This is a genomic window from Azotobacter vinelandii CA (genome assembly GCF_000380335.1).
GTDB classification, from domain to species: domain Bacteria; phylum Pseudomonadota; class Gammaproteobacteria; order Pseudomonadales; family Pseudomonadaceae; genus Azotobacter; species Azotobacter vinelandii.
Genome location: NC_021149.1, coordinates 298,564 through 313,590, shown reverse-complemented (window position 1 = coordinate 313,590; position 15,027 = coordinate 298,564). Strand labels below are relative to the sequence as shown.

Sequence of the window (15,027 nt, the reverse complement as noted above, 5' to 3'; positions counted from 1 at the left end):
TCCGCGCTTTTTGCGAGAGAGCCCCATGTCCCTGCCCAGCCTGCGACTGAAAGCCAACGCCGAGCGCCGTCTGCGCGCCGGCCACCTGTGGGTCTACAGCAACGAGGTGGACGTGCTCGCCACCCCGCTGACCGCCTTCCAGGCCGGCGACCAGGCGATCCTCGAGGCGGCCGGCGGCAAGGCCCTCGGCATCGTCGCGCTGTCGCCGAACAACCTGATCTGCGCGCGGCTGATCTCTCGCGATCTCAAGCATGCGCTGGACAAGTCGCTGCTGGTGCATCGCCTGAACGTCGCCCTGTCGCTGCGCGAACGGTTGTTCGACGCGCCCTGCTACCGCCTGGCCTACGGCGACTCCGACCTGCTGCCCGGCCTGGTGGTGGACCGCTTCGGCGACCATCTGGTGGTGCAGCTCGCCTCCGCCGCCATGGAGCGCCACAAGGACGCCGTGATCGAGGCGCTGGTGCAGGTGCTCAAGCCGCGCGGCATTCTGCTCAAGAACGACTCCAGCGCCCGCGACGCCGAAGGGCTGGAACGCTACGTCGAGACCGCCTTCGGCGTGGTGCCGGAGTGGGTGGCGCTGGAAGAGAACGGCGTGAAGTTCGAGGCGCCGGTGCAGGGCGGCCAGAAGACCGGCTGGTTCTACGACCACCGCCTGAACCGCGCGCGCCTGGCGCCCTACGTCAAGGGCAAGCGGGTGCTCGACCTGTTCAGCTACGTCGGCGGCTGGGGCGTGCAGGCCGCGGCGTTCGGCGCCAGCGAGGTGATGTGCGTGGACGGCTCGGCGCTGGCGCTGGACGGCGTCGAGCGCAACGCGGCGCTCAACGGCGTGGCCGAGAAGATGGCCTGCGTCGAGGGCGACGTGTTCGAGGCGATGAAGGAACTGAAGGCCGCCGAGGAGCGCTTCGACGTGGTCATCGCCGACCCGCCGGCGTTCATCAAGCGCAAGAAGGACCTGAAGAACGGCGAGGCCGCCTACCGCCGCCTCAACGAGGCGGCCATGCGCCTGCTGAACAAGGACGGCATTCTGGTCAGTGCTTCCTGCTCCATGCACCTGCCGGAGGACGACCTGCAGAACATCCTCCTCTCCAGCGCCCGCCACCTCGACCGCCACATCCAGTTGCTCGAGCGCGGCGGCCAGGGCCCCGACCACCCGGTCCACCCGGCCATCGCCGAGACCCGCTACATCAAGAGCCTGACCTGCCGGATACTGCCGAGCTGAGGAGACAGCTTCTCAACCGGCCGACTGAATCAACATCAACGCGCCGAGCCGGCCACTGCGCAGCGAACCGGCAAACGGCGCCCCCGAGCCCACGGGCGGATCCGGTTTGCGATCCAGTCATTGTCGACGAGCATGTTGCTGTCATCCCGGCAACGCAGCAGTGCCGCCCAGAGCTTGAGGCTGTAGTCCAGCGCCTTGGCGAGGCCGTGCCTTCATGCATCGACCGGTGCAGGGCGAGCATCCAACTGTGCAGAACATCGGCGATGGGGCCGGCGTCCTGGCGTATTCGCTGTCACTCATGGGGCGGCAGGTCGCTCGCCTCGTGCTCGATCTCGCACGACTGGCCGATGTACTGGAGCACCTTCGGCCGGCCGGGGCTTTCACGAGAGGCTTAAGGCCAGAATAAGGGTTTTCATACTGGTTCTTATGTATATAAATACACTCTAAAACAAGTCTTAACTTAAATGCTCAACCCATATAGAACATGCTATAGAAATCCTTATCCTATTTAAGATCGCCTAAAGAGCCTCTTAAGATGGCCACATTCCCTTTAGCCTGTGCCGACAGGCTCGAATCCATCGGACTCCTGGTCAAAGCGAGGCGTCTGGAGCGCAAGATTCGCCAAAAGGATCTCGCCGCGTTGACCGGGCTTTCCACGACCACTCTCGGAAAGATCGAGGCGGGTACTCCCACTGTCGAGATGCGTGGTTACATGACGGTTCTTTGGCATCTCGGCCTGCTGGATGAGGTTTTCCAGGAACCGCGGGTGCCCACTCCGCCCCCATACGCCACGGAGCACCGGGTTCGCCTCAGGAAACTCCCGGAGGACGATTTCTGATGGCCACCGCCTACATCTACATGCAATTGCCCGACTCGCTCGAGGTGACGACGATCGGGCGTTTGCAGGTACGGAGCGGCGTGGGCGAATTCGTCTACAGCCCCGCATATGTGAAGACGGGCGGCTGGGTACCGGACCCCGTGCGTTACTCACTGCGACCGGAGCCGTTCTCTCATATCACCAAGAACCGTGGCGTGCCGGGCTTCATCAGGGATGCCGCTCCGGATGGATGGGGCGAGCGCCTGGCCAACCGTGAAAGCGACACCCCCCTGGACGCCATCGGTTTTCTGCTGAAGTCGCCCAACCACGACCGCACCGGTAACCTCATGGCCGGGACGAGCAGAACACCTCCGGCCGGTATCGGCCAGGCCGGGCTGGGCAATATCGCCCAGCTCGATGAGTTCATAGCGTTCGCCGACGGCATCCAGAACGGATTTCCCAGGAGCGCGGACAAGGCGACGAAGGCAGCTCTGCAGCAACGCTCATCCCTCGGCGGGGCTCGCCCCAAGTGCACGCTACTCCATGGGGAACGACTGATCCTGGCCAAGCCGCGGGATCGTCACGATACCTGCGATATCCCGTCCCTCGAGTATGCCTGCATGTCTTTCGCGGCCGCCAAGGGCCTGGCTACCCCTGGCGTCGAGCTTCACCGGGGCAGGGTGAGCACGCTCCTGGTCGATCGATTCGACCGGGAGCCGGGTGGCGATGGCCGTTTCTACCGGATTCCGATGCTCAGCGGCCTGACCCTGCTCGATAGCGATTGGATGTCGACCACGAACAGAGACAAGGAGTGGCACTACGGTTACCTGGTGGATGAAATGGCGCGCCGCGGCGTTCCCGTAGAGGATCGCCAGGAGCTGTTCAAGCGGATCTGCTTCAACATCCTGGTCGGCAACGACGACGATCACCCGAAGAACGTCGCCGTGCTGTTCAAGGACGGCCGTTGGCGCCTGTCTCCGCTGTACGACGTGGTTCCGACCACGGAGGGGGCGGCACCGACTCGTCTGGCCATGGCAATCGGCAAGCATGGCCATGAACTTTCGCGTCGCAACCTGCTGAGCCAGACGGAGCACTATGGGCTGGCTCAAGAGCAGGCAATCGCAGTCATCGATGAAGTGGCCGGTTGGGCAGCCGACCTGGCCGCCCACTATCGTCGGCACCTGCAAGATCCCGAGCTGCAACTGGCGTTGGCCGCCATGGGAGCCGACAAGCTCGATGCTTGAGCCGAGGCCGCGAGCCATGGCTGCCGAATCGACCGGGACGAGCTGCAGAGTCGCCCCATGGCGAGCATGGGCCGCCTTCACTCACGAGCAGCCGAAATATTCGGCTTCTACCCCGCGTCTTCCCCCCACATCGCCCGCCCGATGCGCCCTCCCGTCAATCGCGTTATCCTCCACAGCCCCGTATCCGCCTGAAATTCCGAGAACCGTCATGCCTGACTACCGCTCGAAAACCTCCACCTTCGGCCGCAACATGGCCGGCGCCCGTGCGCTGTGGCGCGCCACCGGGATGAAGGACGAGGACTTCAAGAAGCCGATCATCGCCGTCGCCAACTCCTTCACCCAGTTCGTGCCCGGCCATGTGCACCTGAAGGACCTGGGCCAACTGGTCGCCCGCGAGATCGAGAAGGCCGGCGGCGTGGCCAAGGAATTCGACACCATCGCCGTGGACGACGGCATCGCCATGGGCCACGACGGCATGCTCTATTCGCTGCCGTCGCGCGAGATCATCGCCGACTCGGTGGAATACATGGTCAACGCCCATTGCGCCGACGCCCTGGTGTGCATCTCCAACTGCGACAAGATCACCCCCGGCATGCTGATGGCCTCGCTGCGCCTGAACATCCCGGTGGTGTTCGTCTCCGGCGGGCCGATGGAGGCCGGCAAGACCAAGCTGTCCCAGCACGGCCTGGATCTGGTGGATGCGATGGTCATCGCCGCCGACAGCAGCGCCTCCGACGAAAAGGTCGAGGCATACGAACGCAGCGCCTGTCCCACCTGCGGCTCCTGTTCCGGCATGTTCACCGCCAACTCGATGAACTGCCTGACCGAAGCCCTGGGCCTGTCGCTGCCGGGTAACGGCACCATCGTCGCCACCCATGCCGACCGCCGGGAACTCTTCCTGCAAGCCGGGCGCACCATCGTCGACCTGTGCCGCCGCTACTACCAGGAAGGCGACGAATCCGTACTGCCGCGCGCCATCGCCAGCCGCGCGGCCTTCGAGAACGCCATGACCCTGGACATCGCCATGGGCGGCTCGACCAACACCATCCTGCACCTGTTGGCGGCGGCCCAGGAAGCCGAAGTGGACTTCGATCTGCACGCCATCGACGCCCTGTCGCGCCAGGTGCCGCAACTCTGCAAAGTGGCGCCGAACACGCCCAAGTACCACATCGAGGATGTGCATCGCGCCGGCGGCATCGTCGCCATTCTCGGCGAACTGGCCCGTGCCGGCCTGCTGAACACCGAAGTCGCCACCGTTCACAGCAAGACCCTGGGCGAAGCCATCGAAAAATGGGATGTGCGGGTCAACCGGGATCAAGCCGTGCATACCTTTTTCAAGGCCGGCCCGGCCGGCATTCCTTCCCAGGAAGCCTTCAGCCAGAGCGAACGCTGGGACAGCCTGGACCTGGACCGCGCCGAAGGCTGCATCCGCGACCTGGAACACGCTTTCTCCACGGAAGGCGGCCTGGCCGTGCTGTACGGCAACATCGCCCTGGACGGCTGCGTGGTGAAGACCGCCGGCGTGGATGAATCCATCCTGGTGTTCGAGGGCACCGCGAAGATCTTCGAAAGCCAGGACGCCGCGGTGAAGGGCATCCTCGGCGACGAGGTCAAACCCGGAGACGTGGTGGTGATCCGCTACGAGGGTCCGAAAGGCGGCCCCGGCATGCAGGAAATGCTCTACCCGACCTCGTATCTGAAGTCCAAGGGACTCGGCAAGCAGTGCGCCCTGCTCACCGACGGCCGCTTCTCCGGAGGCACCTCGGGCCTGTCGATCGGCCACGCCTCGCCGGAAGCGGCCGCGGGCGGCGCCATCGGCCTGGTGGAAGACGGCGACAAGATCCTCATCGACATCCCCAACCGCAGCATCAACCTGCTGGTGTCCGACGAGGAACTGAAGGCCCGCCGCCTGCACCAGGACCACAAGGGCTGGAAGCCGGCCGCACCGCGCGCGCGCAAGGTCAGCACCGCGCTCAAGGCCTACGCCCTGCTCGCCACCAGCGCCGACAAGGGCGCGGTGCGCAACAAGGCGCTGCTGGATGAGTGAGCCGGATCGGGAAACGCATGCGTTTTCCCGACGAACGCCCTGAGCGCCGGAGGCGCGTGGGCCAGCAAGAGGTTCGCGGAATGGAGGCCGGCCCGTGGAAAGCCGCGCCGGCGTTTTCCAGCGCCGGCGCTATCGATGGGAAAGGCCTGCGGCCGTTTCCCATCCCACGAATCCGAAAAACCCCGCACGCTGCTGGAAGCCCTCTGCGGGGTCCGTTTTTTCGCAGAGCCCGGCAACAGCAACAGGAAGAAGGCTGGAGGCGCTGCGATGAAAATCGGCCTGATCTCCGACACCCACGGCCTGCTGCGCCCGGAAGCACTGGCCGCACTCGAAGGTTGCGAATGGATCGTCCACGCCGGCGACATCGGCAAGCCGGAAATCCTCGACGCCCTGCGCCGGCTGGCGCCGGTCGCGGCGGTGCGCGGCAACAACGACCATGGCGAGTGGGCCGACGTCCTGCCTCATGAGGTCGAGCTGGAACTGGGCGGCCTGCGCCTCCATGTCGTCCACCAGCCGGAACATCTGCCGGCCGACCTGGCCGCGCGCGGCGTCAGGGTGGCGATCTGCGGGCACTCGCACAAGCCGCGCATCGACGAACGGGATGGCGTGCTGCTGGTCAACCCCGGCAGCGCCGGGCCGCGGCGCTTCCGGTTACCGATAGCGGTCGGGCGGCTGCACATCGATGGCACCGAAGTGCGGGCCGAACTGATCGAGCTGTCCTGAAGCGGACTCGCCGCCAGGACATTTCTTGCCGGGACAGTGCGCTGCCGCGCCATTCGGCGACTGACGGGGCCGGAAAACCGCTCCCCGGAAAAGACATGCCGCCGGAGAACCGAAAGTTCGCCCGGCGGCATCGTTCATCGAATCGGCGAATGCCTGCAGTCGCAGGCGACTCGCCGATCGGCAGCGGTCAGTTCGCTTCGTCCTTGGCGTCGAACTCCAGGCCGCCAATGTACTTGACCATGAAGTTGTACAGGGCGCAGCCGATCAGAACGGCGAGATAGCCCATGACCAGGTAGAACAGCGGTACGAGCAGGATGGTGATGAACGGCGGACGGCCTGCGGCGGGCACGAACAGCGAGATGAACAGCAGGAAAGGCACGAAGACGAAGAAGGACGTGGCCGCCGTCAGAATGCCGCAGACCTTGCCATTTTGATGGGGGGACAAACGGGTAATCTGTTGTTTCATGTTCTGCTACTTCCGACGAGATTGATTGATCTGCTGTGACTAATGCTACCCCTGCAGGGGGGCGGGGGGCGAGCTTGAGGCCTTTGTGAAACTTGATATGGATCAACGGGTTATTCCAGAAGTTCAGTACCTGCGGCCAACTGCCACACCCGGCCGCACGGGCGCGCACGGGGCGGCTCCCCGGGGTTTTCCCGCTAGCGGCCGGCCCGGAGAAGCCCTTGGCCCGGCACGCTCTTTCAGGGGGCATGTTCGGGCTTCGCCTGGGGAAGCAGGGCGGCGACCAGCTCGCGCAGTTCGTCCGGGTCCAGTGGCTTGCCCAGCCTGCCCTGGCAGTCGAGCCCGACCAGACGCCCGGCATCGGCGGCCGCGCCGAGCACGATCACCGGCAACGAGCGGGTTTGCGGATGCTGGCGAAGCCTCTCCAGCACGCGCTCCCCGCCGATGTCCGGCAGGTCCAGGTCGAGCAGCAGCAGGTCCGGCGGGCTGGCCAGGACGCGCTCCAGGACGGCCCGGCCGTTGTCGATGGCGCTGACCTCGCCCAGGTCGACCAGCGCCTTGCGCACCTGGCACCGGCTGAAGGAGTCGTCCCCGACATGGCAGATGCGCGCCACGCTCCCCGCCCCCGTCTCGTCCTGCACGAGCGGCAGATCGATCCAGAAGCGGCTGCCGGTGCCCGGCTCGCTGCTCATGCCCATGCGGCCGCCCATCAGGACGGCGAACTGGCGGCACAGCGACAGGCCGATGCCGGTGCCCTGGATCGTCGAGTTTTCCCGCCCGAGGCGCTGGAAGGGCTCGAACAACTGGACCTGGCGCGACTCGTCGATGCCGGGACCGGTGTCCTCGACGATCAACCGGATGCGCCCCGACTCCGCCTGATGGGTCAGGGCGATCCGCCCGGCCGGGCTGTTGTACTTGATCGCATTGGACAGCAGGTTGAGCAGCACCTGGCGCAGACGGCGCGGGTCGGCCCGCACCAGCAGCCCCTTGTCGGGCGGCTCCAGGTCGAGGCGCAGGCCCCGGGTCTCCACGTCCAGGCGGACCATCTCGGCGCACTCGGCCATCAGTCCCGCCACCTCGACGGACTGCATCTCCAGGCTGAACTTCGCCGTCTGGAGATTGGACCAGTCGAGCACGTCGTCGACCAGTTGGTTGAGGTGCCGACTGGCCCTCAGAAGTTCGTCGAGGTAGGCCACTTCCTGCGTCTCGCCCCGTGCCTCATAGCCCAGGCGCAACAACTGGGCGAAGCCATAGATGGCGTTGAGCGGCGTGCGCAGCTCGTGGCTGATGCTGGAGATGAAGCGCGATTTCGCCTGGCTGGCGGCCTGGGCCTCGCCGATGGCCAGGCGCAGGTCGGCCTCGGTGCGCTTGAGCGTGTCGATGTCCACATGGGTGCCGGCCAGCAGGACGGCCTGCCCCGTCGCCGGGTCGCGCTCGACCACCCGGCCGCGGCCGAGCAGCCAGTGGTAGGAACCGTGGCTGTCGCGAAAGCGGAAATCCGCCTCGCACAACCCGCTGCGGCTGTCGGCGAGCCGGAAGCTCGCCTCGACCCGCGGCACGTCCTCGGGGTGAACATGCGCCATGAAGGCTTCATGATCGATCGGACCGGCCGGCAGCCCGAAGCGCTTGCAGAAGCGCCCGCGCAGGCTGATCCGCCGGCTGTGCAGGTCCTGCTCCCAGAGGCTTTCCGTGGCGCTGTCGAGCACCAGTTCGAGGCGCTCCTGGGTCCGCTGGCTCTGTCGTTCGCTCTGCTCGAGCTGTTCGCCCATGCGCTCGGCGTGGCCGGCCATGGCATCCAGCTCGACGATCCGCGAACTGACCCGGGCCGGACGCCAGTTGCCCCCGCCGATCTCCTCCATCATCCGCGAAATACCGTCGATGGGGCGCAACAGGCGCTCGCTGAGGTGGCGGGCACGCAGCCACATGCAGCCGAAGAAGACCAGGTAGAACACCAGCAGGCCGGCGATCATCAGGTAGCCGATGCGCTCGTACTGGCTGGCGAGGCTGTTGGTTTCGGCGAACACCCTGGCCTCGTCGACCACGGTCAGCAAATGCCAGCCGGTCTGCGGAATGGTGGTCCAGGCCACCAGGCTGGGCCGGCCGCGGAATTCCACCGTCATCATCCCCTCGTTGCGCTCGACGATGGCGGCGGCCAGTCCGGCGGTCGCGGGGCGCCGGCGCAGGTTGAAATCCTCCGGCTTGAACAGTTCGCTGTGGATGGCCTCGTCGTAGGAGTGCGAGGTCAGCTCGTCGAGGCCGAAATCGGCTTCGCCCGGCTCCGGCAGGGCCATGATGTCCAGGTCGTCGCTGACCAGCACGGCATAGCCGCTCCACGGCACCTCCAGGCGGCCGATCTGCTCCAGCAGGTTGCTGACCGTGACATCCAGGCCGACCACGCCTTCGAGAAAGTCGCCCCGATAGACGGGCGCGATGGCCGACATCATCCAGCCGTGGCCGGCCGGATCGAGGTAGACATCGGTCCAGACCATGCCGCGCCCCGGATTGTGCCGGGCGTCGGCCAGGTAGTAGAAGCTGTAGTTGGGGATGACCATGTCATGAGGGTACTGCTCATGAGTGAGAAACCACGGGTAAATGTGGTTGTAGTTGTCCCAACCGTTGAAATAGAGGCTGGCGACCAGCGGGTTGCGCTGCTGCAGTTCCTTCATCAGCGGATCGAGAGTGGCCATCCGTGCGACCTTGTCCAGATCCTGGCGCTCCAGCGGCGTGGAGCGGGCGTAGAAGACCGCGCTGCCGCCCTTGTCCTCGGGACTGTAGCGCACCCCGTCCGGCGTGCTCGCCAGCGCTGGCGGAACGAGCGGCTTCGCCTGCGTCTCCAGCAGGGTCCGGGCGGTCAGGTTGCGGAACATTTCGGTCAGAGCGCCGACCTGCGCCAGTTGCTGGTCGATGCTGCGCGACTCCTGGCGGGCGGAAGACTGCAGATCGAACAGGGCGACTTTCCGCAGGTGATCGATCTGCGCATCGCGGATCGAACCGTTGCTGATCAGATAGACGGCGATCAGCACCGTCTCGACCAGCAACAGCGGTATCAGTGCGCTCCGTGCAAATGCTCGCCAAATCCATTGGCGAAGTCCGATATGGGAGGGGGAAGGCATGCGCACAGCACCCGGGACATGGGAGATATGGGTTCAGACGAGATGATAATAATGAGAAATGTCGTCATGCTTGCGAGTCGGCACAGTAACGCAAACGCCGCCGTCTTCCAATGAAGGAACGCGGCAGCGGCCCACCGGCGGACGGCGCCTCGCCCGCGACTCCGATCGATGGCGCCCGGCCATGCCGGACATGCCCGCGAGACTGAAAAAGCCTGCCGCCGAATGGACATTGTGGGTGCGGGTGAAATACCGTGCGAGGAAATCCGTCCTCATGGTCTACCGGCTGTCCGGACGTGCCGCGCGGCGTCCCGCGGGAGTCCAGCCATGCCGGTGGCCGATCCCTGGCGCCAGATCATGACCATTCTGCTCCGACTGATATCCCTTCTTCTGGGCTGTGCCCTGATCGTCGCGCCGTCGTACCTGCTTCGGCTGTTCGCATCCAGCTTGGGCGAACACCTCGAGGCCAGGACGTTTTCCAGCTTCCTGGCGCCAACCCTGACGATCGGGCTGGCCCTCGGCAGCGGACCGCTGCTCATCGGCCTCCCCCGGCTGGTGGCGGGCGCGAGAACCCCCGGGACGCGCATCGTCGCCGGCCTGCTCATGCTCGTTTCGGGCGCAGGCTTTCTCACCATCGGTTTCGATGGCTATCTGACCCGGGTATTCACGCCGGCGGTCCTGCTCATCGAGGCAATACTGTTCGCCTTCTTCATCTGGCCCGCCTGGCGCTTCTCCTCCGCCGGCTCGCCGGGCGCGGACGGACGGCGCACCGGCTGAGCATCTTCGAGGCCGGGCGCATCGCACGCGCGCCGAGGGCGACGTCCCGGGAATCGGCCGGCGCCGACCGCTCGCACGGGCCATGAACGACAATGCCCGCATCTTGCGATACGGGCATCGGTCTTCTCTGCTGCCGGCTGGCCGGGCTCGCGCGCGCTCCGCCCAGCCGGCCTTTTCGCCAACGGCTCCTCGCCCTTTACTGGCGCACGCCTTCCACCGAGATGATCAGGTCCACTTCCTGGGAGGCCGGACCGAGGTCCTTCTGGATGCCGAAGTCCTTCAGCTTCAGCTTGGTGCCGCCCTCGAAGCCGGCACGGTAGCCGCCCCAGGGGTCCTTGCCCTCGCCGATGAACCTGGCGGCGATCACCACCGGCTTGGTCACGCCGTTGAGACTCAGGTTGCCGGTGATATCGAAGGTATCCTGGCCGGTGGACTTGACCCCGGTGGACTCGAAGGTCGCGGTCGGGTGCTTGGCGACATTGAGAAAGTCCGCGCTGCGTATGTGCTTGTCGCGCTCGGCGTGGTTGGAGTCGACGCTGGCGGTCTTCAGGTTCACCTTGACCTTGCTCGCCTCGGGCTTGGCGGCGTCGAAGCTGAAGCTACCGTCGAAGTCGCGGAAGGTGCCGTACAGCCAGCTGTAGCCCAGGTGGCTGATCTTGAAGTTGACGAAGGCATGCTGGCCTTCCTTGTCGATCACGTAGTCGGCGGCCATGGCCTGTCCGGCGCCCAGCAGGGCGGAACCCAGGGCCAGGGCGGCGAGCGTTTTCTTCAGCATGGTTTTTCTCCTTAGCGGGTGTCGCGTCCGAGCATGCGCAGCAGCGTCGCGTCACGGTCGATGAAGTGGTGTTTCAGGGCGGCCAGGGCATGCACGATGGCCAGTCCGACCAGTCCCCAGGCGAGCAGTTCATGCACCTCGCCGGCGGCGTCCTCCTGATTGGGCAGGCCGCTGAGCAGCGCCGGCACCTCGAACCAGCCGAACACCGAAATCGGCCGGCCGTCGGCGGTGGAAATCAGGTAGCCGCTGATCATCAGCGCGAACAGCCCGAGGTAGAGCAAGGCGTGACCGATCCGGCTACCCAGCCGGGTCAGCGGGCCGTGGCCGGGCAGGGGCTCCGGCGGCGGGCTGACGAAGCGCCAGGCGAGGCGCAGCAGCATGACCAGGAACAGCAGGATGCCGATGCTCTTGTGGATGTCCGGGGCGGTGCGGTACCAGGGGCTGTAGTAGTCCAGACCGCGCATCCACAGGCCCAGGCCGAACAGGCCGAAGACCGTCAGCGCCACCGACCAGTGCAGCAGGATGCCGACCAGGCCGAAACGAAGGGGGGAATTGCGCCATTGCATGTACGACATTCCTTGGCTCGGGGATGCGCACAGCCTAACGGCTTATCCATCGATTTAAAGTGGAAATTTTCGCTCGAAAGGATCGAACCGCTCGATCATCGAGCGAGCGCGGGCCGCGCCCCCGGCCTGCCGGCACTATTCCACGCGGCTCGTGGAGAGTAGTGCCGGCGGGCCCTCGGCTCCTCAGCGGAACAGCCGGGTCAGGCGGGAGAAAAAGCCCGTCCCGCGCTCGTTCTCGGCCGGTTGCCCGGCCACCAGCGCGGCCCCGGCCGGCGGCGGCGCCGGCTGGTCCAGGCGGGTGATCCGCGGTGCCGGTACCGGCCGTCCGGCATGCAGTTCGCGCAACTGCTCGGCGGCGCGCCGGCCGCTGCGCAGGGCTCCTTCCAGGGTGCCCGGATAGAGCGGATCGGTGTGTTCGCCGGCGAAGGCCACACGCTCCAGCGGCTGCTCCCAGAGCCGCCAGTAGCGGCTGATCTGCCCCGGTCCGTAGGCCAGGTAGGCGCCGCCGAGGCCGTTGTCGCCGCTGTAGCGGCGGATCTCGTAGCCGGCGAAAGCGCCGCGCGCCTTGGGATAGTGCTCGTGCAGGCGGATCAGCAACTGGTCGGCCACCTGGCGGTCGCCGAAGGCCTTCAGCAGGCGGGCGTTGTCGCCGGACAGGTTGATCAGCACGTTGGCGCCGCCCTTGGTCGCCGGTTCGACCCACAGCATGCCCAGGCCCTGGTTGCTGTAGATGTTGCCGCTCAGGCGCGCCTTGCTCTCCCATACCGGGCTCTTGAACTTCAGCAGCAACTGGTCGCGCCAGCCATAGTTGGTGCTCTGCAGCGCGCCGCGATGCCGTTCCGGCAGCGCCGGGCTGAACTGGATCTGCCCGAGGGCGCGCAGCGGCACGGCCAGCACCAGGTAATCGGCGCTGTAGCCGACGTCGCCGACCTTGGCCGTCACGCCCGCGCGGTCCTGGCTGATGGCGGATACCCGCACGCCGGTCTTGACCGTCTTCAGCTCCTTGGCCAGGGCCTGGGCGAGCACCTGGCTGCCGCCGGGCAGGCGGGCGACACGCAGCTCGCCGGCGTCGATGCCGTGGTAGACCCGGGTCTGCTGGGCGAGATAGAGCAGCGACAGGCGCGACGGCTCGTCGTAGTGCGAACGGATGCGCTGGTTGACCAATTGGCGGGCGGTGATCGGCAGGTTCAGTTCGTCCAACCAGCGCGCCGCGTTGCCCTGGTCGAGGGCGAACAGCTTGCGGTCGGAGGCCGGATCGAGCGGGTCCTTGATCGACGCCGCCAGCGCGCCGATCGCCTGCTCGTAGCGCTTCAGGCCTTCGGCGGTGGCCGGCTGCCGACTGGCCAGTTCGGCGGCGCTGAAATAGGCGCCGTCGATCAGGTAGCCGGTGCCGCGCACCGCCTCGGGCGCCGGCTGGGTCTTCAGCTTGAGACGCGCGAGGTAGTCGTTGAGCAGCGGCTGGGCCTTGGCGCTGCCGATCCATTCGCCGCCGGCCAGGCCGGAACGGCCGCCGACGCCGGAGCGCGCCTCCAGCAGGGTGACCTGCCAGCCATCGCGCTGCAGCTCCCAGGCCGCGGCCAGACCGGCCAGGCCGCCGCCGACGACCAGCGCCGTCGGCTGTTTCTCCTTGCCCAGCACTACCACACTGAACAGCCCCATCCCGACAAGTGCGGTCCCCCGCAGCCAGCTCCGGAACATGTCTTTTCGCCCCCGATTCAAAGAGTTGCCGGGCACCCCCGTGCGCGGCGAGGCGAGCATACGCGAGCGCCTTGCTGGCAGCCAGCCATGCCCATTGCCGGGCAGAAAGCGCGGCGCGGCTCTGCTAGGCTCTCGCCGGTGTTTTCCAGGAGAGCGCCCATGAGCCTCAACGCCGACTGGATGCAGCGCGACCTCGCCGTGCTCTGGCATCCCTGTACCCAGATGAAGGATCACGAACGCCTGCCACTGATCCCGATCCGCCGCGGCGAGGGGGTATGGCTGGAGGACTTCGACGGCAAGCGCTACCTGGACGCGGTCGGCTCCTGGTGGGTCAACGTGTTCGGCCACGCCAACCCGCGGATCAACGCGCGGATCAGGGAGCAACTGGAGAGCCTGGAGCATGTGATGCTCGCCGGCTTCAGCCACCAGCCGGCCATCGAACTCTCGGAACGCCTGGTGGCGATCACGCCGGCGGGATTGTCGCGGGTGTTCTACGCCGACAACGGCTCCTCGGGCATCGAGGTGGCGCTGAAGATGAGCTTCCACTACTGGCGCAACTGCGGGCGGACGGGCAAGAAGCGCTTCGTCACCCTGACCAACAGCTATCACGGCGAGACGGTGGCGGCCATGTCGGTGGGCGACGTGGCGCTGTTCACCGACACCTACAAGGCGCTGCTGCTCGATACCATCAAGGTGCCGAGCCCGGACTGCTACCTGCGCCCGGAGGGAATGAGCTGGGAGGCGCACTCGCGGGCGATGTTCGCCCACATGGAGCGGACCCTGGCCGAGCATCGCGACGAGATCGCCGCGGTGATCGTCGAGCCGCTGATCCAGGGCGCCGGCGGCATGCGCATGTACCACCCGGTCTACCTCGAACTCCTGCGCGAGGCCTGCGATCGCTATGAGGTGCACCTGATCCACGACGAGATCGCCGTCGGCTTCGGCCGCACGGGCACGCTGTTCGCCTGCGAGCAGGCCGGCATCGTTCCGGATTTCCTGGTACTGTCCAAGGCGCTCACCGGCGGCTACCTGCCGATGGCCGCGGTGCTCACCACCGACACCGTCTACCGGGCGTTCTACGACGACTACGCCAGCCTGCGCGCCTTCCTGCACTCGCACACCTACACCGGCAACCCGCTGGCCTGTGCCGCCGCCCTGGCGACCCTGGACATCTTCGAGCAGGACAACGTCATCGAGCGCAACAAGGCCCTGGCCGCGCGCATGGCCCGGGCCACCGAACACCTCAAGGACCACCCGCACGTCGCCGAGGTGCGCCAGACCGGCATGGCCCTGGCCATCGAGATGGTCGCCGAGAAGGCCGGCAAGGTCGCCTATCCCTGGCAGGAGCGGCGCGGCTTGAAGGTCTACGAGCACGCCCTCTCCCGCGGCGCCCTGCTGCGCCCGCTGGGCAGCGTGGTGTACTTCCTGCCGCCCTACGTGATAACCCCGGAACAGATCGACTTCCTCGCCGAAGTGGCCAGCGAGGGCATCGACCTGGCCACCCGCGACGCGGTCGGCGTGGCGCTACCGACCGGCGGGCCGCAGACCTTCCACGATCCGGGCTGAAGCCGGCCCGGCCATGCCCGCG

Annotated in this window: 12 protein-coding genes and 1 pseudogene; 7 read left to right on the top strand and 6 right to left on the bottom strand. The window is 66.6% G+C overall.

Annotation, left to right across the window (positions count from 1 at the left end):
* The first annotated feature begins 25 nt into the window (after positions 1–25).
* On the top strand, positions 26–1,219 hold the full coding sequence (locus tag AVCA_RS01575) for a class I SAM-dependent rRNA methyltransferase (protein WP_012699023.1): 1,194 nt from the start codon (positions 26–28) through the stop codon (positions 1,217–1,219).
* A gap of 18 nt (positions 1,220–1,237) precedes the next feature.
* Here AVCA_RS01575 and AVCA_RS25840 read toward each other — a convergent pair.
* Positions 1,238–1,419, bottom strand: a pseudogene (locus AVCA_RS25840) (IS66 family transposase); the annotation flags it as partial.
* A 335-nt stretch (positions 1,420–1,754) separates the two neighbouring features.
* Here AVCA_RS25840 and AVCA_RS01570 point away from each other — a divergent pair.
* From AVCA_RS01570 to AVCA_RS01555, 4 genes are all read left to right on the top strand, one after another.
* A complete protein-coding gene (locus AVCA_RS01570) occupies positions 1,755–2,057 on the top strand; it encodes a helix-turn-helix domain-containing protein (protein ID WP_012699021.1) in 303 nt (100 codons plus the stop codon).
* Positions 2,057–3,280: a type II toxin-antitoxin system HipA family toxin gene (locus AVCA_RS01565; RefSeq protein ID WP_012699020.1), complete on the top strand. Its 1,224-nt coding sequence runs from the start codon at positions 2,057–2,059 to the stop codon at positions 3,278–3,280. Before AVCA_RS01570 ends, AVCA_RS01565 begins: the two co-directional genes overlap by 1 nt.
* Positions 3,281–3,488: 208 nt before the next feature.
* On the top strand, positions 3,489–5,327 hold the full coding sequence (ilvD, locus tag AVCA_RS01560) for a dihydroxy-acid dehydratase (protein WP_012699019.1): 1,839 nt from the start codon (positions 3,489–3,491) through the stop codon (positions 5,325–5,327).
* Between the two features lie 267 nt (positions 5,328–5,594).
* A complete protein-coding gene (locus tag AVCA_RS01555; RefSeq protein ID WP_012699018.1) occupies positions 5,595–6,050 on the top strand; it encodes a metallophosphoesterase family protein in 456 nt (151 codons plus the stop codon).
* 187 nt (positions 6,051–6,237) lie between these two features.
* Here AVCA_RS01555 and AVCA_RS01550 read toward each other — a convergent pair whose 3' ends face one another.
* Positions 6,238–6,516: a hypothetical protein gene (locus AVCA_RS01550; protein ID WP_012699017.1), complete on the bottom strand. Its 279-nt coding sequence runs from the start codon at positions 6,514–6,516 to the stop codon at positions 6,238–6,240.
* A gap of 236 nt (positions 6,517–6,752) precedes the next feature.
* Positions 6,753–9,626 (bottom strand): ATP-binding protein, encoded by a 2,874-nt coding sequence (locus AVCA_RS01545; protein ID WP_012699016.1) that lies wholly within the window; start codon positions 9,624–9,626, stop codon positions 6,753–6,755.
* A gap of 324 nt (positions 9,627–9,950) precedes the next feature.
* On the opposite strand from AVCA_RS01545, the gene AVCA_RS01540 reads away from it, so the two are divergent.
* On the top strand, positions 9,951–10,400 hold the full coding sequence (locus tag AVCA_RS01540) for a hypothetical protein (RefSeq protein WP_012699014.1): 450 nt from the start codon (positions 9,951–9,953) through the stop codon (positions 10,398–10,400).
* A gap of 196 nt (positions 10,401–10,596) precedes the next feature.
* Here AVCA_RS01540 and AVCA_RS01535 read toward each other — a convergent pair whose 3' ends face one another.
* The 3 genes from AVCA_RS01535 to AVCA_RS01525 all read right to left on the bottom strand — a co-directional run bounded on the left by AVCA_RS01535 (position 10,597) and on the right by AVCA_RS01525 (position 13,439).
* The gene (locus AVCA_RS01535) at positions 10,597–11,175 is read right to left on the bottom strand and encodes a YceI family protein (RefSeq protein WP_012699013.1); all 579 of its coding nucleotides are present in this window, start codon (positions 11,173–11,175) and stop codon (positions 10,597–10,599) included.
* Positions 11,176–11,186: 11 nt separating this feature from the next.
* Positions 11,187–11,741, bottom strand: coding sequence for a cytochrome b (locus tag AVCA_RS01530; protein WP_012699012.1), 555 nt, complete (start codon positions 11,739–11,741; stop codon positions 11,187–11,189).
* A gap of 183 nt (positions 11,742–11,924) precedes the next feature.
* Positions 11,925–13,439, bottom strand: coding sequence for a flavin monoamine oxidase family protein (locus AVCA_RS01525; RefSeq protein ID WP_231876177.1), 1,515 nt, complete (start codon positions 13,437–13,439; stop codon positions 11,925–11,927).
* A gap of 159 nt (positions 13,440–13,598) precedes the next feature.
* Between AVCA_RS01525 and AVCA_RS01520 the strand changes: the two genes are divergently transcribed.
* The gene (locus AVCA_RS01520) at positions 13,599–15,005 is read left to right on the top strand and encodes an adenosylmethionine--8-amino-7-oxononanoate transaminase (RefSeq protein WP_012699009.1); all 1,407 of its coding nucleotides are present in this window, start codon (positions 13,599–13,601) and stop codon (positions 15,003–15,005) included.
* Positions 15,006–15,027: the final 22 nt, after the last annotated feature.